Source organism: Sulfitobacter sp. SBS6 (assembly GCF_048285585.1).
GTDB lineage: Bacteria > Pseudomonadota > Alphaproteobacteria > Rhodobacterales > Rhodobacteraceae > Sulfitobacter > Sulfitobacter pontiacus.
The window spans coordinates 119,814-137,720 of the sequence record NZ_JBLWBA010000008.1 but is presented as its reverse complement, the minus strand read 5'-3'; the positions used below and the strand labels follow the sequence as shown (position 1 = coordinate 137,720).

Below are 17,907 nucleotides of genomic sequence, written 5' to 3'. Positions count from 1 at the left end.
TGACGCGCGCCCGCGAGGCGGACACTCTGAGTCAGCGGTTCGATCCCGCTAGGCTCCACCAAACTTCCCCCTACATTCCAGCATACACGTCACGCACCACGCGAGGCTGACTGACGCGCGTCCGCGAAGCGGACACTCTGAGTCAGCGGTTCGATCCGGCTAGGCTCCACCAAACTTCCCCCTACATTCCAGCACACACGCCACCCACCACGTGGGGCTGACTGACGCGCGTCAGCGTTTTCGACGCATCGCAAGCCTACCTACGTACACAACGCCCGCGGTCACGCTGACGGCGGCGAAGACCCATCCGAACGCCACGAGCAGCTTGTGCCGGATCGGGTGGTAGTTGCGGAAATAGGCCCATGTGTCGGTGTAGGGGATGCTTTCGACCCAGTGCTGCACCGCAAGGAATGCGATGATCCCGAGACAAAGCACGCCTGAGACGCAAAACACCCATATGACCGCTCGGTCCGTCACCTTTCCCATTGCGCACCCTGCCCCTTGAAACGCCGCTCCACCCCAAGCTGTACGGCAAGGACCAGCCGCGCACAAAATTAATTCGTCCGTACCACTAGACGACCGGTCTATTACTTCTTACCTCCCCCGTATGACAGAGCAAAAGAAATCAGATCAAACGCGGCAAAAGATACTGACCGCCGGACGTGCGCTGATCAGCAAGCACGGGTTTGGCGCGGTCGGGCTCGCGCGCATCCTGAGGGAAAGCGATGTCCCCAAGGGGTCGTTCTATTATTACTTTCCGTCCAAGGATGCCTTTGGCCAGGCTTTGCTGCACGACTATGTCGACGATTATCTGGCGCGCATGGATGCGCTGTGCAGCGGGTCGGGTTCTGTTCGTGACAAGCTGCTGTCCTTCTGGTCGGCGTGGCTGGCCCATGCCCATTCCGAAGGCATCGCCAACCAGTGCCTCGTTGTGAAGCTTGGCGCCGAGGTTGCCGATCTGTCCGACGACATGCGGCGCATCTTGGATGATGGCGTGGCACAGTTGGTCGGCCGCATTGCGCAGCTGCTGGTTGTCGGGGCCGAAGAAGGCTCCGTCCCGCCGGTCGATGATCCGCGGGCAGCAGCGCAGATGCTCTATGCCAAGTTTCTGGGGGCCGCGATCCTGTCGAAACTGTCGCAGGATCAGCTCCCGTTGCAGCAGGCTTTGTCAGAAACCACCGATTTTCTAACCATACGATAACCACAAGAAAGCGAGACCATCATGAAAGCAGCCGTGCACAACAGCTTTGGCGAACCCATCGACGTCATCGAAGCGACCGATGTCGACACCCCCACCGCAGGAGCGGGCGAGGTTCTGGTCAAGATGACCCTGTCGCCAATCCACAACCACGACCTTTGGACCATCCGCGGCAACTACGGCTACAAGCCCGAGCTTCCCGGCGCGATTGCCGGCAGCGAAGCGCTTGGCACCGTCGAGGCTGTCGGTGAAGGCGTGGACGACGCGATGATCGGCCAGCGTGTGTCGATCGCGGGCGTGCATGGCACCTGGGCTGAATACTTCGTCGCCCCCGCCACGGGTGTTCTGCCCCTGCCCGACGCGATCTCGGATGTTGCTGGCGCACAGTTGATCGCGATGCCCTTCAGCGCCATCTCTCTGCTGGAAACGCTCAAGGCGCAGAAAGGCGACTGGATCGTCCAGACCGCTGCAAACGGGGCCGTCGGCAAGATCATGACCACGCTCGCCAAAAGCCGCGGCATCAACCTGCTGAACCTCGTGCGGCGCGAAGACGCTGTGAAAGAGCTGACGGATCTGGGCATCGACAACGTGCTGTCGACCTCGGAAGCGGGCTGGCAGGATAAAGCACGCGAGATCATTGGCGAAAAAGGGGCTGCATCCGCGATCGATTCCGTGGGTGGCGATATCTCGGCTGATCTGGTCGATCTGCTGGGACTGGACGGAGAGCTTGTCGTGTTCGGGACCGCGACCGGTGCGCCGATGCCGCTGAATTCTGGCGCGCTGATCATGAAGCACATCACCGTCAAAGGCTTCTGGGGCTCCCGCGTGAGCGGCGATATGGACCCCGAAGAGCGCAAGCGCCTGATCACTGAACTGGTCACGCTGGTCGCCAAAGGAGAATTGGTGCTGGAAGACGGTGGGCAGTTCGGGCTGGATGATCTTTCGGGTGCGCTGAAAGCCTCGCTGACACCGGGCCGCCCCGGCAAGGTGATGATCCGCGGCTAAACGCAGCCGAATACCACAGCACCAAACGGGGCGGCCCTTGATCCGGAATCAAGGGCCGCCCTGCTTTCATTTTGGTACTCTAGCTTGAGTGGCCGCGATCTTTAGAACGGCAGCCCCGTATAGTTCTCTGCCAGATCGCGCCGCGCTGTTTCGCTTTGCGCCAGATGGGCCAGCGACGCCCGCCGCATCTGCGGGGCGAAACTGTCTTCGCCCTCGAACTGATGCAGCATTGTTGTCATCTGCCAGCTGAACCGCATCGCCTTCCAGATCCGCGACAGCGCATGGGCGGAATAACCGTCAACCCCGCTGTGATCCCCTCGCTTCAACGCGGCAATCAGCGCGTCATGCAGATAGAAGACATCGGACACCGCGAGGTTCAGCCCTTTGGCACCGGTGGGCGGTACGATATGCGCGGCATCCCCCACCAGAAACAGGTTTCCCCACCGCAAAGGTTCGCTCACGAAGGAGCGCAGCGGCGCGATGGATTTCTCGATCGACGGGCCGGTCACGAGCGCCTCTGATACAGGTCGCGGCAAACGTTGCTTCAGCGCCTCCCAGAAGCGGTCATCGCTCCAATCCTCGACCTTTTCGGTCGACGACACCTGAATGTAATAGCGGCTCAGGCTTGCGCTGCGCATGGAGGCCAGAGCGAAGCCCTGCGTCGAACTGGCATAGATCAATTCATCGTTCACCGGTTTCGTGCGCGACAGAATCCCGAGCCAGCCAAAAGGGTAGACCCGTTCAAACTCCCGACGTTTGGCGGCGGGGATCGTCGCGCGGCTGACACCGTGGAACCCATCACAGCCCGCGACGTAGATGCAGCTGATCTCGCGTCGCTGGCCGTCTTTGGTGAAGGATACCGTGGGCGCATTGCTGTCCGCACCGTCGATCACCACATCCTCGACCTCGTGAATGATCGTGGTGCCCATCCGATCCTGTGCGTCGTACAGGTCGCGGGTGACCTCTGTCTGGCCATAGACCATGACCTTCTTGCCGATCAGCTTGTGGAAATCGATATGCACCATCAGATCGTTGTCGGTCAGGTAGCAGCCTTTGTGCGGCAGGCCCTGCTGGTCCATCCGCGCACCGACACCGGCATGGCGCAGCAGGTTCATTGTGCCGTCTTCAAGCACGCCCGCGCGGATGCGGGACAGCACGTGTTCACGGGTGGTCCTTTCAAGCACGACAGTGCTGACGCCTGCGTCGTTCAGCAATTGCGACAGCAGCAAGCCCGATGGCCCGCCGCCAATAATGACGACTTCCGTTTTCATAGAGCTGCTCCCTGCCCGATTTTCGGGTTAACCTATTGTACGGAACGTGCATGATGAATGGATCGTTAGCGCAATTGCTGGTACAATACGTGCATGACAGAGCTTTCCCCGATCCCCAGCTATGCGCTTTTTGGCGAAACCAAAGGCTTTCCCGATGTCCTCCATTGCGAACGGATCAAGGACCGCGCACCGGATCACGCGTGGCACATCGCGCCACATCGGCACGCGCAATTGGCGCAGGTGCTCTACATCCTTTCGGGGGGTGGCACGGCGAATATAGATGGCGACCGATTTGCCCTGACGCAGGGATCGGTCGTCTTTATCCCGCCCCGCATGGTGCATAGTTTCGACTTTGCTCCCAATACCCAAGGCATGGTGCAATCCTTTCCCATTGCGATCCTGCACAGCATCGGGCCCGTCAATGCCGAGGTCGCACAGGCGCTGACCAAGCCGACGGTTGGTCGCGCCGCGGGCCCGCTGATCGCCCTGATGACCCAGCTGGAAACCGTGGCGGCCCAGACGGGGGCGCCGTTTCGGGCGCAGATTGCCGTGGGGCTGGGGCATGCGGTTCTGGCCAGCATCGCGGCATGGGGTGCCACGCAAAACCGCAGCAACGACGCACCGCAGGATGATCGTCTGTCGCGGCTCGACCAGCTTATCGGCGATCCCGACAGTGCCGGCTGGACGGCCAAGGACTTTGCCAGCACCCTCGGGATCAGCACCGGACATCTGTCGCGCCTGTGTCGCGCGGCAAAGGGGCTGTCCGCCACCGCCTACATCGAAGCCCGCCATGTCGAGGAAGCCTGCCGCATGCTGGCCTTCACCCGCCTGTCGGTGGCCGAGGTTGGCTACCGTCTGGGGTTCGCCGATCCGTCCTATTTCTCGCGCCGTTTCCGCACCGTGCAGGGGGTGACCCCATCGCAATACCGCCAGCAATTCGTAACCTGAGATCGCGGCCAAAGGACCACAGGTTGAAGTCTCGGCAAATCAGCGCTCACAAAACTGACAAATGTCAGAATAATTAACCGTTATCGCTAACAGCCGTTTGACCTACCCCAAATGATACGTGAAGGTGACGTTAGGGAGCCTGCGCAACCCGTGCCGCGCAGATAAGAGAAACCGAAGTTTCTGGGAGGAAATAGAATGACAAAAGGCAATATGAACCGTCGCACCATGCTGCGCGGCGCTGCTCTTGGCGCGCTGGCGACACCGGCGCTGGTCGGCAAAGGGATCGCGCAGGGCAAGGTCAACTGGCGCGTGCAAGCGCATTGGCCCAAAGCGTCCAGCTCTTTCACCGACAGCCTTGGCAAACTGGCCGAAGTGCTTGAGACGCGCACCGAAGGCGCGTTCAAAATGGATCTGCTAGGTGCTGGCGAATTCGCCAAAGGCCCCGACATCTACAATATCGTGCGCAAGGGCGTGGTGCCGATGGGGACGGTCAGCCCGTCCTATGTGCAAGATCAGGCGCAGGCCGCGTCCTTCCTGTTCGGCATCCCCGGCACCTTCCGCCAAGCCTGGGAAATGGAACACGCGGTCAAGAACCTTGGCCTTGAGGCGCTGGTGAACGAAGACCTGAACGCCGATGGCGTGATGATGAAGACGGAAAAGGTCCTGCCCGTCGAAATCGTCGTGTCGAAAAAGATCGAATCCGCCGAAGACTTCAAAGGGCTCAAGCTGCGGTCGTCGGGTACGATGCTGGATTATCTGCAATCCGCCGGTGCCGCGCCGCAATACATCCCCGGGTCCGAGCTCTATCAATCGCTCAGCTCGGGCGTTGTGGATGGCGCGCATTGGGGCGCTGCCGTCGGGGCGAAATCCATGTCCCTCTGGGAGGTCTGCAAATACCACTACAAACCCGCGCTTGGTCAGACCACCGACGCCTTTATCCTGAATATGGAGGCCGTCGACGGGCTGGAGGACGATCTGCGCACTGCCCTGCTCGACACGATGGAGACGCGCTTCTTCCAGCGGTCGGCCGAATACCAGCACGCCGAAGCCATCGCGATTTCTTCGGGCATCGCCGAGAACGATATCGAGGTGTCCGAACTGCCCGACGACGTTCTGGCGATCCTTGCCGATGCCTCGGCCAAGATCCTCGACACAGAGGCGCAGAAAGGCGAACGCGCGGCCAAGGCGGCGGATATCTACAAAACCTTGATGACCGACCTCGGCTACCTCTAGGGGCCTGATCCGGGGGTCAGCCTCTCGGTGATGCCACAGTGAAAATCAATGTAGCCGCCTGACATGTCCCTGCATTTCGGGCGGCTTCTTTTATGTCTTGAGGGAGAAACGTTTTGTTTAAACTTGCGCGCTTCATCACGCAATTGAACCGCATGATCGGCTATTGGATCAGCTTTTGCGTGCTGATCATCTTTGCCCTGCTGCTGGCCGATGTGGTCATGCGCTATCTGATCGGGCAGCCCGCGATCTGGACTGCCGAGCTGGCGACGCTGATCTTTGGTGTCTATGCGATCATCGGGGGCGGCTATCTGTTGACCGAACGAGGCCACGTGAACGTCGATATCATCTACGGCCAGTTTTCCCCCAAGCGCAAAGCCTTGGTGGACATCGTGACATGGCCGCTGTTCCTGATATTTGTCGGCGTGCTGCTGTGGCAAGGCTATGACATCGCGTCCGAGGCCATCGCGGATATGGAGCGGTCAAACTCTGTCTGGAAGGCCCCGCTGTGGCCGACAAAATCGCTGATCCCCGTCGCCGCCTTGCTGCTGCTGTTGCAGGGCTTCGTACGCCTTTGGGCCGATGTGCGCACCCTGATGGGGCTGCCCAATGATCCCGCGATCTTTGGACAACCGGCCACCGGCGACACTCAAGCCGCCCAAGCCGCAGGAGGCCAGTCATGAGCGTTGAAATCCTGACCATGCTGTTCTTTGGCGCGCTGCTGTTGTTTGTGATGCTCGGCACGCCGCTGGCCTTTGCCCTTGGGGGGATATCGGTCATCTTCCTCTATGCGGAAATGGGCGATCTGGGGTTCTATCTGCTCGCCTCCAAAATGTGGGAAACGATGCAATCCCCCACGCTGATGGCAATCCCGCTGTTTGTCTTCATGGCGATCCTGCTTGAAAAATCGGGGGTCGCGAATGACCTTTACGATATGATGCACGAATGGTGGGGCGGGCTGCGCGGCGGTCTGGCCATCGGCACGGTACTGATCTGCGTGATCTTTGCCGCCATGTCGGGCATCTCGGGTGCGGCGGTTGTGACAATGGGGACCATCGCGCTGCCCAAGATGCTGGAACGCGGCTATGACAAGAAGCTCGCGCTTGGGGCGATCAACGCGGGCGGGGGCTGGGGCATCCTGATCCCGCCGTCGATCCTGATGGTGCTATATTCGCTGCTGACCGAAGTGTCGGTCGGGCGTCTGTTCGCCGCCGGTATCGGGCCAGGGCTGCTGCTGTTCTTCCTCGTCTCCGTGTATATCGGCGGGCGCTGCTGGATGCAGCCGGAACTGGGCCCCGCCCTCCCGAAAGAGGAACGCGCGAACTGGGGGCAGAAGCTGCGGTCTCTCAAGGCGGTGATCCTGCCGATCCTGATCGTGGTGATCGTGCTGGGGGCCATCTTCGGCGGCTACGCGACGCCGACCGAAGCCGCCGCCATCGGCGTCTTTGGCGCAATGGTCGCTACGGGCGTCAACCGGCAACTGTCATGGGCCGTGATCCGCGACGCCTCTGTCGCGACGCTGAAACTGACCGCGCTGATCATGTGGATCCTTTTCGCGGCCCACGCCTTCAGCACGGCCTATACCGCGCTTGGGGCCCAAAGCCTGATCCAGGACATGATGAACCTTGTGCCCGGTGGGCGTTGGGGGTCGCTGGTGTTTATGCTGGCGGTGCTTTTCATCCTTGGCATGGTGCTGGATCCGGTGGGGATCATGCTGATTACCCTGCCTGTGTTCCTGCCTGTTGTGCAGAGTTATGGCTTTGATCCGATCTGGTTCGGCATCCTCTTCATCATCATGATGGAGGTCGGGTATATGACCCCGCCCTTCGGCTTTAACCTCTTTTACCTCAAAGGGGTGGCCCCGCCGGATGTCACAATGGGCGATATCTATTCCTCTGTGACGCCTTACGTGATCGTGACGCTGATCGGGGTTCTGCTGATCATTCTGATCCCCGAGATCGCGACCTATCTGCCCAAGTATTTCTACGGGTAGACCTGGAAACACCTGCTTTGACCTGCGGCACGGCTGCGGGTCAAAGCCCCTGACGGGATATGCTCAAATAATAGGCAGCCGTCGAAATACAGCCTGAAATTGCGCCAAAAATGCCCGTTTCGGATCGCACCCGACGGGAATCACGCTATCCAGATGGGAGTTATTTTCAGCTGGACGAGGCCCCCCATCAACATCGCCGCCCATACCGATCAGGCTCTTGCCGTGCCGATGCAACCCCGCGCCCGCGGGGCGTTGCGCATCAGCAGCAAGACCTATGGCAGCGCGTCCGTGATTGGCGATCTCTACCAGCAAGGCTGCTTCAAAGCGCTGTTTCCGCGCGCGGCGGCGGGCGGGCTGACGGGGGTTTTCCTCAATACTTCGGGCGGGATGACGGGCGGCGATGAACTGTCGATCACCGCCACGGCGGGTGCGGGCAGCCGGCTGACCCTGACCAGCCAAGCGGCCGAGCGCGTCTATCTGGCGCAACCCGGCCCCATGGCGCAGATGACCACGCGGCTGGAGGCCGAAGCGGGGGCACGGGTCGATTGGCTTCCGCAAGAAACGATCCTGTTCAACGGTTCCGCCCTGCGCCGCAATCTGGAGGTGGACCTGACGGGCGATGCCTGTTTCTTCGGCGTAGAGCCGCTGGTCTTTGGCCGCGTCTCCATGGGCGAAACGCTGCGCGACGCGCGCTTTGCCGATAACGTCACGATCCGCCGCGACGGGCAGCCTATCTTTGCCGATGCCGTTCGTCTGTCCGGCGATATCCATGCACAGCTTGCAGGCACCGCCACGGCGGGCGGCAACTGCGCCATGGCCAGTGTGATCTACGCCGCCCCCGATGCCGAAGCGCTGCTTGCCCCCCTGCGCCCGCTGCTGCCTGCCAGCGCCGGTGCCAGCCTGATCCGCGACGGCGTGCTTTATGCGCGGCTCCTCGCGCCCGACAGTTACATCCTGCGCCAGTCTCTGGTGCCGATCATCGCCCGCCTGCACGGCGCGGCCCCTCCTAAAACATGGATGCTTTGACATGCAGCTGACCCCCCGTGAAAAAGACAAACTTCTGATCGCCATGGCGGCCGAAGTCGCGCGCAAGCGTCTGGCCCGTGGCGTCAAGCTGAACCACCCCGAGGCGATTGCCCTGATCACCGACACCGTCGTCGAAGGCGCGCGCGATGGCCGCAGCGTGGCCGAGATGATGCAGGCCGGTGCCCAGGTCATCACCCGCGACGACTGTATGGAAGGCATCGCCGAGATGATCCACGACGTGCAGGTCGAAGCCACCTTCCCCGACGGGACCAAACTGGTCACCGTGCACAACCCTATCCGCTAGACCCCATTCGCAAGAAAGGCCCCTGCTATGAAACATCTGATGATCCTGCCCGCCGCCCTGATGGCCGGCCCTGCCCTTGCCCACCCCGGTGTGCATATCGCCCCCCACGGGGCCGAATGGATGCCTGTCTTCATGGGGCTCGCCGTCATCGCAACCGCCGCGGCCATCGCCCTGCGCGGGCGGGTCAAGGCCCCCCGCAAGGCGCGCAAATGATCCCCGGAGAGGTGCTGTGCGCCGCGGGGGACATCACCCTGAACGCCGATCGCACAGCCATCACCCTGATGGTTGCCAATACCGGTGACCGGCCCGTGCAGGTCGGCAGCCACTACCACTTTGCCGAAACCAACCCCGCGCTCGACTTTGACCGCGCCGCCGCGCGTGGTCACCGGCTGGACATCGCCGCCGGCACCGCCGTGCGCTTTGAACCCGGTCAACGTCGCGAGGTGCAACTGATCCCGCTCGCGGGCGACCGCAAAGTGTACGGGTTCAACGCTGAAGTGATGGGCGCGCTCTAAGGCGCTTCGAGGAAAGAGAGACCAATGACCACCACACTCCCCCGCTCTGAATATGCAGCGATGTATGGCCCCACCACGGGGGACCGGCTGCGACTGGCCGACACCGATCTGATCATCGAGGTGGAACGCGATCTGACCACCTATGGCGAAGAGGTGAAGTTCGGCGGCGGCAAGGTGATCCGCGACGGGATGGGCCAGTCGCAGGTCACGCGGGCAAACGGTGCGGTGGATACTGTGATTACCAACGCTCTGATCGTGGATCATTCGGGCATCTACAAGGCGGATGTGGCGCTGAAAGACGGGCGCATCGCGGCGATTGGCAAGGCGGGCAACCCCGACACCCAACCCAACGTCGACATCATCATCGGACCGGGGACCGAGGTCATCGCAGGCGAGGGACGCATCCTCACCGCCGGCGGTTTCGACAGCCACATCCACTTTATCGCGCCCCAGCAAATGGAAGACGCGCTGCATTCCGGCGTGACCACCTGCTTTGGCGGCGGCACCGGCCCTGCGCATGGCACGCTCGCCACCACCTGCACCCCCGGCCCGTGGCATATCGGGCGCATGTTGCAGGCGATGGACGGTGTGGTGATGAACATCGGCCTCTCGGGCAAGGGCAATGCCAGCCAACCCGGCGCGCTGGTTGAAATGGTGAACGGCGGGGCCTGCGCGCTGAAACTGCACGAGGATTGGGGCACCACCCCTGCCGCTATCGATTGCTGCCTGTCGGTCGCCGACGATATGGACGTGCAGGTGATGATCCACACCGACACGCTGAACGAATCCGGCTTTGTCGAACATACACTTGGCGCGATGAAAGGCCGGACCATCCACGCCTTCCACACCGAGGGCGCAGGCGGTGGCCACGCCCCCGACATCATCAAGATTTGCGGCGAAGAACACGTGCTGCCGTCCTCGACCAACCCGACACGCCCCTTCACGGTGAACACGCTCGAAGAGCATCTGGACATGCTCATGGTCTGTCACCACCTTGATAAATCCATCCCCGAAGACGTTGCCTTTGCCGAAAGCCGGATCAGACGCGAGACGATTGCCGCCGAGGATATCCTGCATGACATCGGTGCTTTCTCTATCATCGCCTCTGACAGTCAGGCCATGGGACGTGTGGGCGAGGTGCTGATCCGCACATGGCAAACCGCTGACAAGATGCGCAAGCAGCGCGGGCGCTTGCCGGAAGAAACCGGCGACAACGACAACTTCCGCGTCAAACGCTATATAGCGAAGTATACGATCAACCCCGCCATTGCTCATGGTGTCAGCCGCGAGGTCGGCTCGATCGAAGTGGGCAAAAAAGCCGATCTGGTGCTATGGAACCCCGCCTTTTTTGGCGTGAAGCCCGAAATGGTATTGATGTCCGGCATGATCGTCGTGGCGCAGATGGGCGATCCGAATGCGTCGATCCCCACACCGCAGCCGGTCTATACCCGCCCGATGTTCGGGGCCTATGGCAGTGCGCTTCAACATTGCGCGGTGACCTTTATTTCGGAAGCCGCGCAATCGAACGGGCTGCGCAACAGCCTTGGCCTGCGTAAACAGACCATCGCCGTGCAAAACACCCGCAACATCGGCAAATCCGACCTGATCCACAACGCGGCCACCCCCAAGGTAGAGGTGAACCCCGAAACCTACGAAGTCCGCGCGGACGGCGAGCTGCTGAGCTGCGCGCCTGCCGAAACCGTGCCCATGGCGCAACGCTATTTCATGTTCTGAGGCCCCTAGATGACCGACCTTCCCCCCGCCCATACGATCAAGCGCCACGGCCAGTGGGACCATGCGGACGACAGCTGCGTGCTGACCTATGACGACCGCTTCCTGCGCCGCAAACGCCTGCTGACCAGCCATAACCGCGGGTTCCTCGTGGACCTCGCCCATACGGAATCGCTGAACCACGGCGATGCGTTCGAGCTTGAAGGCGGGCAGATCATCGAGGTCATCGCGGCGAAGGAAGCCTTGCTGGAAATCACCGGCGACGATCTGGTGCGGCTGGCATGGCATATCGGCAACCGGCACTGCCCCTGCCAGCTTGAACCCGCCCGCCTGCTGATCCAGAACGACCACGTGATCCGCGACATGCTGACAAAGCTCGGCGCGACGTTGCGGGATGTGTCCGAACCGTTCATCCCCGAAGGCGGTGCCTATGGCCACGGGCGCACCCATAGCCACGCACATTAGGCCCGCTGGACGATGCAAACCCAAGCCCTGATCACGCTCGCGCAATGGCTGTCGCCCAGCTTTCCCATCGGCGCGTTCAGCTATAGCCACGGGCTGGAAATGGCCGTGCAGGACGGCACCATTCACGATGCGGCCAGCCTTCAGGCGTGGCTGTCGGATATCATCACCCACGGTACGGGCCGGACCGATGCGATCCTGCTGAACGCTGGCTTTGCGGGTAAGGGGGTGGACGAGGTGGATGCGCTGGCGCGCGCGCTGGCCCCCTCGTCAGAGCGGCTGACCGAGATGACCCAACAGGGCGCGGCTTTTGTGCGGGTGGTCAATGATGTCTGGGGGCATAGCCTCCCCGACCTGACGCTGCCCGTCGCCTTTGGCGCGGCCTGCGCGGCGCAGGGGCTGCCCGTAGAGCAAGGCGCTCAGCTGTTCCTGCACGCCTTTGTCAGCGCACTGGTGTCTGCCGCGATCCGCGCGGTGCCCTTGGGGCAAACGGACGGGCAGCGGGTGATCACCGCCCTTGCCCCCCTGTGCCACCACACGGTGACGCTTGCCCTGACCCAAACCATCGACGACATCGGCAGCGCCTGTTTTCTGGCCGATATCGCGTCGATGCGACATGAAACGCTTTACTCAAGGATGTTCCAGACATGACCTCCCCCCATGGACCGCTTCGTATTGGCATTGGTGGCCCCGTTGGCGCGGGCAAGACGACAACGACCGCCGCCCTGTGCCGTGCCATGCGCGACCGCTGGTCGATCGGCGTGATCACCAATGATATCTACACCCAAGAGGACGCCGAAGCGCTCATGCGGCTTCAGGTCTTGCCGCAGGACCGGATCATCGGGGTCGAAACCGGCGGCTGCCCCCATACCGCCATCCGCGAGGATGCCTCGATCAATCTTGCCGCCGTCGCCCGGATGCGCGACCGTCATCCCGATCTGGACTGCGTGCTCATCGAATCCGGTGGCGATAACCTGTCGGCGACCTTCAGCCCCGAACTGGCGGATGTGACGCTTTATGTCATCGACGTGGCTGCGGGCGAAGAGATCCCGCGCAAGGGCGGGCCGGCGATCACCAAGTCGGATATACTGATCATCAACAAAACCGACCTCGCCCCGCATGTGGGCGCGTCGCTAGAGGTGATGGACCGTGACGCCAAACGGATGCGCGGCGATCTGCCCTATCTCTTTGCCGAGATGAAACACGATAAGGGTGTGGCAGAGCTGCTGGACCTGATTGTCAAAATCGGCGGCCTCCGCCCGGTTCCCGAAAATTAACAATTTGCAATAATAACGGCGGAATTTTGCCCACAAAAATCCTGACGCTTTGTTTTTGGCCGAGAATCGCGGAATGTCTGCCGGACTTTACTGGGACAGTAAGGTGAGTGAAACGGGCAGCAGGACAGATAAATGAGCGTGAAACGCCAGTGGTCATCGAAAGTCGGAGTTCCTTTTTTGTGTGTGGCCCTGCTGATGACAGCAGCCTGCGCCCGCGGCCCGTCTGAAATTCAGACCATTGGTCAGGCGGGTATCAACCCCGACCTGCACGCCATGGCAATCCGCGAGGTGCGCGTTTTGCAATCCAAAGGTCAGCGCGTCTGGTGCGTGCCCTTCGCACGCAATGCCAGCGGCGTTCAAATCCGCGGCAATGCCAATACGTGGTGGGCGCAAGCCAACGGCCTGTACGAGCGCGGCAAAGAACCCGTCGTGGGGTCGGTCATGGCGTTCAAAGGCACCAGCCGGAACCCAATGGGCCATGTTGCCGTCGTCTCCGAAGTCGTTTCCCCGCGCGAGATCAAGGTCGACCACGCCAATTGGAAGCGCAACAAGATCTCGCTTGGGATGAGCGTGCAAGACGTATCTCCGCTGAACGACTGGTCCGATGTGCGCCTTGAAAGCCAGGCCGGGTCCTACGGCAGTGTCTATCCGATCAACGGGTTCATCTATCCCGACGCGAAATCCGCGCCGTCGAACGAGATGACGCAGCCCCCCGTGTTCGCATTTTCAGCGGCACCGACACAAAGCAACTGACCAATGGGGCCGCAGCGCCCCTCAAGGTTGCAAATCTGCTGACACTGGCGTTGGGTAGGCACATCTAAACATCAGGATGCCCCCAATGACCCAGCAGCAGAATGCCTCTTGGCAGATCACCAAACCCGCGACCCGCAGCCGCAAGGGGATCGTCGCCTCGCAAAGCCGTGTTGCCGCGCAGGTCGGGGCGGATGTCATGGCGCAGGGCGGCAATGCGGTGGATGCGGCAATTGCCACCTCCTTTGCGCTTGGCGCGGCTGAACCCTGGATGAGCGGTATGGGCGGCGGCGGCTTTATGGTCGTGCGCATGGCGGGCGAAAAGACGGCCAAGGTCATCGAATTCGGGATGAAATCCCCCAAGGGGCTGGATGTCGCGGACTACCCCATCGTGGGCGGCAAGGCGGGCGATCTGTTTCCCTGGCCTTCGGTGCTGGAAGACCGCAATGTCTTCGGGGCCAAGGCGATTGCCATTCCCGGTCAGGTCGCTGGCATGGGTCTGGCGCATGAAAGCTTTGCCACGAAACCTTGGGCCGATCTGCTGGCCCCTGCGATCAAGCTTGCCGATGATGGTCTGCCTGTGGACTGGTACACGCAGCTGATCCTTGGTGGTTCGGCCAAAGACCTCGCCCCCTTCCCCGCCTCGGCCGAGACGTTTCTGGACGAAGACGACTTTCCCAAATCCTCTGGCTGGACCGCCTTGGGCGAGACGAAATGCGACCTTAGCCGTCTTGCCGCGTCGCTACGCACCGTGGCCAAGGACGGACCGCGCGCGTTTTACGAGGGGCCTTTGGCGCAGTCCATCGTCGCCGATCTGCAAGCCGCGGGCGGGCACCACACGGCCGCGGATCTGGCCCAGTATCAGGCGACATTGGTCGACGCGATGCACTATGCCTACCGCGGGCACGAGGTCATCGCCACACCGACCCTGACCGCTGGCCCGACCATGCGCCGCGCCCTTGATCTGATGACCGCGTGGCAGCCCGGCACAGACGCCCCCGACGCCGAAGCCTTCATCGCTTATGACCGTGCCATCCGGCAGGCCAACCAAGAACGCTATGACACGATGGGCGATATCGAACATGAACCCGATCCGTCCTGCACCACACATTTCAGCGTGGTCGATGCGGCGGGCAATATGGTCGCCGTCACCCAAACGCTGCTGTCGATCTTTGGCTCGCGGATGATGCTGCCGCAGTCGGGCATCCTGATGAACAACGGCATCATGTGGTTCGACCCTGAACAGGGCAAGCCGAACTCGCTTGGGCCGGATAAACGCTGCCTTGCGAATATGTGCCCCACCCTGCTGGAGCGTGCCGACGGTGCGCAATTCGCGCTTGGGGCGTCTGGCGGGCGCAAGATCATGCCCGCTGTGGTCGAACTGACCTCACTGCTGCTGGACTACGGGATGGATCTGGAAGCCGCCTTTCATGCGCCGCGCACGGATATGAGCCTTGCCGATGTGACCATCGTGGATCAGGCGCTGCCGCCGCAGGTGATCGCGACGCTGCAAGACACGCTGGACAATGTGGTGACCGCGCCGCGCACGATCTTCCCCTATCACTTCGCCTGCCCCTCTGCTGTCGGGCGCGCGGGCGACGAAAATACCGGCGTGACAGAGGTGATGTCCGCTTGGGGGGATGCCGTCAGCGCCTGAAAGAGCGACGGGCAAGCATAGCTGCCTTGCCCTGCGCATCTGACAAAGAGATGTACATTTGCGTCACAACCGACTAGGGACGGGCGCAACACGTGGCTGGCGTATCCGCTTTTGCCGCGACGCGCGTATTTGTAGCGCGACATTTTCTCAGACAGGACAATCCCTTGATCCAAACCATCGCAGACGCGCTTGCCACCCAAGGCTATGATTCGCTTACCCCCGTCCAAGAGGCGGTTACCAACCCAGATCTGGTCGAAGCCGACCTTCTGGTGTCCGCCCAAACGGGGTCCGGCAAGACAGTGGCCTTTGGTCTGGCCATCGCACCGACCCTTTTGGGCGATGATGAAAAATTCGGACACGCCGGCGCGCCCCTGGCGCTGATCATCGCACCGACGCGCGAATTGGCCATGCAGGTCAGCCGCGAGCTGACGTGGCTTTATGGCAAGGCCGGTGCGGTCGTGACCACCTGCGTTGGCGGCATGGACACACGCACCGAACGCCGGGCGCTGGACCGTGGTGCCCATATCGTCGTCGCGACACCGGGCCGCCTGTGCGACCACATCAAACGCAACAATATCAACCTGTCCGACATTCGTGCCGTGGTGCTGGATGAAGCGGACGAGATGCTTGATCTGGGTTTCCGCGAAGAGCTGGAATTCATCCTCTCCGAAGCGCCGGAAGAGCGCCGCACACTGTTGTTCTCGGCCACCGTGCCTGCGGCGATCGCCAAGCTGGCGAAATCCTACCAGCGTGATGCGCAGCGCGTCGAAACCGTGGGCGAAAAGAAACAACACGCCGACATCGAATACCGTGCGCTGAACGTGCACCCACGCGACACTGAAAACGCGATCATCAACGTGCTGCGCTTTTACGAGGCGAAAAACGCCATCGTCTTCTGCAACACCCGCGCCGCCGTCGCACGCCTGACCACCCGCTTTACCAACCGCGGCTTTTCAGTCGTGGCGCTGTCGGGCGAGCTGACGCAATCCGAACGCACCAACGCCCTGCAAGCGCTGCGCGACGGGCGCGCGCGCGTGTGTATTGCGACAGATGTTGCCGCACGCGGGATCGACCTGCCCAACCTCGAACTGGTGGTGCATGCCGATCTGCCGTCGAACTCTGACACGTTGCTGCACCGCTCGGGCCGTACCGGTCGTGCCGGTCGCAAGGGTGTGTCCGCGCTGATCGTCCCCGCCAAGATGCGCAGCAAGGCAAACCGTCTGCTGGGCGGCGCCAAGCTGAAGGTCGAATGGGCCAACCCGCCCTCTGCCGAAGAAGTGAATGCCGAAGACGAAAAACGTTTGCTGGCCGATTCCGCATGGTCTGACCCGATCCCCGATGATGCAGCGGGCTTTGTTGCCAATCTGGTCGAACAGTTCAGCGCCGAGCAACTGGCGACGGCCTTTGTGAACCTGTACCGTGCACGCCAGTCCGCGCCCGAGCAGCTGGCAGAGCCCGGCACCCCTGCCGACGAACGCCCCCGTGGCGACTTTGGCCCGTCGGTCTGGTTCTCGATCTCGATCGGGCGCAATGATGACGCCGAACCCCGCACCATCCTGCCGATGATCTGTCGCATGGGCGATCTGACCAAGGATGACGTGGGCGCGATCCGCGTGCAGCCCAGCCATACCTTTGTCGAAATCCTCGCGACCTCGGCAGATAAATTCACCAACGCGCTTGGCCCCGACATGAAGGTCGAAGACGGCGCGGTTGTGACCAAGCTGGACAAGGCCCCCGATCTGTCGCGCGGGCCCAAGCCCGGCGGCCGTGGCCCCAAACCGAACCGTGGCGGCCCCCGTTCCGACAACGGCCCGCGTCCCGATCGTGGCCCACGCCCCGACCGCGCACCCTATGACCCCGACGCACCACGTGCACCGCGCAAACCACGTGCGGCCAGCACCGAAGAAGCATCGGTTACCTACGACAAACCTCGCGGCCCGCGCCCCGACAAAGGGTTCGACAAACCTCGCGGCGACAAGCCGAAGTTTGACAAGCCCAAAGCCCCCAAAGGCGAACGCCCGCCCAAGTCGCACAAGACCGAACGGTCTCCGATGAAGCCCGGTGCCACGCCTAAACCCAAATCTGCGGGCAAGCCCGACAGCTTTGACAAACCCGGCGGAAAGCCCAAAGCCAAAGCCGTCTGGAAAAAGGAAAAGCCAGCGGATCGTGGGGCGGACCGCCCCCGTGGCGACGGCAAACCAGCGGATAAACCGTTCAAGGCCCGCGCCGCTGACCCGTCGAAACGCTTTGTCCCACCGGGCAAACTGGGCGCGAAACCCAAGGGCGGCAAACCCTCGGGCAAAGCCGGTGGCGGCGATGCAGCCCCCAAACGCGGCAAGTCGAGCTTTCGCCCGAAATAAGCGGCAAGACCTACCCCCGGTCTGAAAACGGGGAAATACAGATCAATCAATCGCTTAGGGGCCGGGATTTTAATCAATTCCGGCCCTTTTTGCGTCTATATTCCCCGTCCCGCCCCCCTATGTGGCAGGTTTTTCCTTTTCAGAGGGGGAAGTTGCTCCTAACAATCACTGCACATGGGC

The 17,907-nt window shown here is 61.9% G+C and carries 19 protein-coding genes; 17 read left to right on the top strand and 2 right to left on the bottom strand.

Features of this window, described 5'->3' with window-relative positions; translation table 11 throughout:
* Window positions 1–231: 231 nt before the first annotated feature.
* Entirely contained in the window at window positions 232–486 is a 255-nt protein-coding gene (locus ACNQ62_RS14375; RefSeq protein ID WP_386172636.1) for a hypothetical protein, read from the bottom strand.
* A gap of 121 nt (window positions 487–607) precedes the next feature.
* Here ACNQ62_RS14375 and ACNQ62_RS14370 point away from each other — a divergent pair, with 121 nt between their 5' ends.
* Both ACNQ62_RS14370 and ACNQ62_RS14365 read left to right on the top strand, forming a co-directional pair.
* Window positions 608–1,201 carry a TetR/AcrR family transcriptional regulator gene (locus ACNQ62_RS14370; protein WP_418095130.1) on the top strand — a complete coding sequence of 198 codons (594 nt, stop codon included), beginning with the start codon at window positions 608–610 and terminating at the stop codon, window positions 1,199–1,201.
* A gap of 21 nt (window positions 1,202–1,222) precedes the next feature.
* Entirely contained in the window at window positions 1,223–2,203 is a 981-nt protein-coding gene (locus ACNQ62_RS14365; RefSeq protein WP_184583302.1) for a zinc-binding dehydrogenase, read from the top strand.
* Between the two features lie 101 nt (window positions 2,204–2,304).
* Here ACNQ62_RS14365 and pobA read toward each other — a convergent pair whose 3' ends face one another.
* Entirely contained in the window at window positions 2,305–3,474 is a 1,170-nt protein-coding gene (gene pobA / locus ACNQ62_RS14360) for a 4-hydroxybenzoate 3-monooxygenase (protein ID WP_418095129.1), read from the bottom strand.
* A gap of 93 nt (window positions 3,475–3,567) precedes the next feature.
* On the opposite strand from pobA, the gene ACNQ62_RS14355 reads away from it, so the two are divergent.
* The 15 genes from ACNQ62_RS14355 to ACNQ62_RS14285 all read left to right on the top strand — a co-directional run bounded on the left by ACNQ62_RS14355 (window position 3,568) and on the right by ACNQ62_RS14285 (window position 17,727).
* On the top strand, window positions 3,568–4,422 hold the full coding sequence (locus ACNQ62_RS14355) for a helix-turn-helix domain-containing protein (RefSeq protein ID WP_168592673.1): 855 nt from the start codon (window positions 3,568–3,570) through the stop codon (window positions 4,420–4,422).
* Between the two features lie 195 nt (window positions 4,423–4,617).
* Complete coding sequence (locus ACNQ62_RS14350; protein WP_005851174.1) at window positions 4,618–5,655, top strand: TRAP transporter substrate-binding protein; 1,038 nt, start codon at window positions 4,618–4,620, stop codon at window positions 5,653–5,655.
* A gap of 113 nt (window positions 5,656–5,768) precedes the next feature.
* On the top strand, window positions 5,769–6,335 hold the full coding sequence (locus ACNQ62_RS14345; RefSeq protein ID WP_037943073.1) for a TRAP transporter small permease subunit: 567 nt from the start codon (window positions 5,769–5,771) through the stop codon (window positions 6,333–6,335).
* Window positions 6,332–7,645, top strand: a complete 1,314-nt coding sequence (locus ACNQ62_RS14340; RefSeq protein ID WP_418095128.1) for a TRAP transporter large permease — start codon at window positions 6,332–6,334, stop codon at window positions 7,643–7,645. The genes ACNQ62_RS14345 and ACNQ62_RS14340 overlap by 4 nt, the downstream gene beginning before the upstream one ends.
* A 153-nt stretch (window positions 7,646–7,798) precedes the next feature.
* Window positions 7,799–8,671, top strand: coding sequence for an urease accessory protein UreD (locus tag ACNQ62_RS14335; RefSeq protein ID WP_418095127.1), 873 nt, complete (start codon window positions 7,799–7,801; stop codon window positions 8,669–8,671).
* 1 nt (window position 8,672) lies between these two features.
* Complete coding sequence (locus tag ACNQ62_RS14330; protein ID WP_005851167.1) at window positions 8,673–8,975, top strand: urease subunit gamma; 303 nt, start codon at window positions 8,673–8,675, stop codon at window positions 8,973–8,975.
* Between the two features lie 27 nt (window positions 8,976–9,002).
* The gene (locus ACNQ62_RS14325) at window positions 9,003–9,188 is read left to right on the top strand and encodes a hypothetical protein (protein WP_005851166.1); all 186 of its coding nucleotides are present in this window, start codon (window positions 9,003–9,005) and stop codon (window positions 9,186–9,188) included.
* Window positions 9,185–9,490, top strand: a complete 306-nt coding sequence (locus ACNQ62_RS14320; protein WP_009825907.1) for an urease subunit beta — start codon at window positions 9,185–9,187, stop codon at window positions 9,488–9,490. Before ACNQ62_RS14325 ends, ACNQ62_RS14320 begins: the two co-directional genes overlap by 4 nt.
* 24 nt (window positions 9,491–9,514) lie before the next feature.
* Window positions 9,515–11,224 carry an urease subunit alpha gene (gene ureC, locus ACNQ62_RS14315; protein WP_418095126.1) on the top strand — a complete coding sequence of 570 codons (1,710 nt, stop codon included), beginning with the start codon at window positions 9,515–9,517 and terminating at the stop codon, window positions 11,222–11,224.
* A gap of 9 nt (window positions 11,225–11,233) precedes the next feature.
* Window positions 11,234–11,686 (top strand): urease accessory protein UreE, encoded by a 453-nt coding sequence (locus ACNQ62_RS14310; protein WP_005851160.1) that lies wholly within the window; start codon window positions 11,234–11,236, stop codon window positions 11,684–11,686.
* A 12-nt stretch (window positions 11,687–11,698) separates the two neighbouring features.
* Window positions 11,699–12,334, top strand: coding sequence for an urease accessory protein UreF (locus ACNQ62_RS14305; RefSeq protein ID WP_418095125.1), 636 nt, complete (start codon window positions 11,699–11,701; stop codon window positions 12,332–12,334).
* Window positions 12,331–12,960, top strand: a complete 630-nt coding sequence (gene ureG / locus ACNQ62_RS14300; RefSeq protein WP_005851157.1) for an urease accessory protein UreG — start codon at window positions 12,331–12,333, stop codon at window positions 12,958–12,960. Before ACNQ62_RS14305 ends, ureG begins: the two co-directional genes overlap by 4 nt.
* Window positions 12,961–13,092: 132 nt before the next feature.
* A complete protein-coding gene (locus tag ACNQ62_RS14295; RefSeq protein ID WP_317937563.1) occupies window positions 13,093–13,713 on the top strand; it encodes a CHAP domain-containing protein in 621 nt (206 codons plus the stop codon).
* Between the two features lie 85 nt (window positions 13,714–13,798).
* A complete protein-coding gene (locus ACNQ62_RS14290) occupies window positions 13,799–15,367 on the top strand; it encodes a gamma-glutamyltransferase (RefSeq protein WP_418095124.1) in 1,569 nt (522 codons plus the stop codon).
* Between the two features lie 164 nt (window positions 15,368–15,531).
* On the top strand, window positions 15,532–17,727 hold the full coding sequence (locus ACNQ62_RS14285; RefSeq protein ID WP_005851151.1) for a DEAD/DEAH box helicase: 2,196 nt from the start codon (window positions 15,532–15,534) through the stop codon (window positions 17,725–17,727).
* Window positions 17,728–17,907 lie beyond the last annotated feature (180 nt).

Excerpts from the sequence above, each read along its gene's own strand:
- ACNQ62_RS14355 (WP_168592673.1), top strand. The coding sequence starts at position 3,568 with ATGACAGAGCTTTCCCCGATCCCCAGCTATGCGCTTTTTGGCGAAACC.
- ACNQ62_RS14290 (WP_418095124.1), top strand. The coding sequence starts at position 13,799 with ATGACCCAGCAGCAGAATGCCTCTTGGCAGATCACCAAACCCGCGACC.
- ACNQ62_RS14370 (WP_418095130.1), top strand. The coding sequence starts at position 608 with ATGACAGAGCAAAAGAAATCAGATCAAACGCGGCAAAAGATACTGACC.
- pobA (WP_418095129.1), bottom strand. The coding sequence starts at position 3,474 with ATGAAAACGGAAGTCGTCATTATTGGCGGCGGGCCATCGGGCTTGCTG.
- ACNQ62_RS14305 (WP_418095125.1), top strand. The coding sequence starts at position 11,699 with ATGCAAACCCAAGCCCTGATCACGCTCGCGCAATGGCTGTCGCCCAGC.
- ureC (WP_418095126.1), top strand. The coding sequence starts at position 9,515 with ATGACCACCACACTCCCCCGCTCTGAATATGCAGCGATGTATGGCCCC.
- ACNQ62_RS14295 (WP_317937563.1), top strand. The coding sequence starts at position 13,093 with ATGAGCGTGAAACGCCAGTGGTCATCGAAAGTCGGAGTTCCTTTTTTG.
- ACNQ62_RS14350 (WP_005851174.1), top strand. The coding sequence starts at position 4,618 with ATGACAAAAGGCAATATGAACCGTCGCACCATGCTGCGCGGCGCTGCT.
- ACNQ62_RS14365 (WP_184583302.1), top strand. The coding sequence starts at position 1,223 with ATGAAAGCAGCCGTGCACAACAGCTTTGGCGAACCCATCGACGTCATC.
- ACNQ62_RS14335 (WP_418095127.1), top strand. The coding sequence starts at position 7,799 with ATGGGAGTTATTTTCAGCTGGACGAGGCCCCCCATCAACATCGCCGCC.
- ureG (WP_005851157.1), top strand. The coding sequence starts at position 12,331 with ATGACCTCCCCCCATGGACCGCTTCGTATTGGCATTGGTGGCCCCGTT.
- ACNQ62_RS14375 (WP_386172636.1), bottom strand. The coding sequence starts at position 486 with ATGGGAAAGGTGACGGACCGAGCGGTCATATGGGTGTTTTGCGTCTCA.
- ACNQ62_RS14310 (WP_005851160.1), top strand. The coding sequence starts at position 11,234 with ATGACCGACCTTCCCCCCGCCCATACGATCAAGCGCCACGGCCAGTGG.
- ACNQ62_RS14330 (WP_005851167.1), top strand. The coding sequence starts at position 8,673 with ATGCAGCTGACCCCCCGTGAAAAAGACAAACTTCTGATCGCCATGGCG.
- ACNQ62_RS14320 (WP_009825907.1), top strand. The coding sequence starts at position 9,185 with ATGATCCCCGGAGAGGTGCTGTGCGCCGCGGGGGACATCACCCTGAAC.
- ACNQ62_RS14325 (WP_005851166.1), top strand. The coding sequence starts at position 9,003 with ATGAAACATCTGATGATCCTGCCCGCCGCCCTGATGGCCGGCCCTGCC.
- ACNQ62_RS14340 (WP_418095128.1), top strand. The coding sequence starts at position 6,332 with ATGAGCGTTGAAATCCTGACCATGCTGTTCTTTGGCGCGCTGCTGTTG.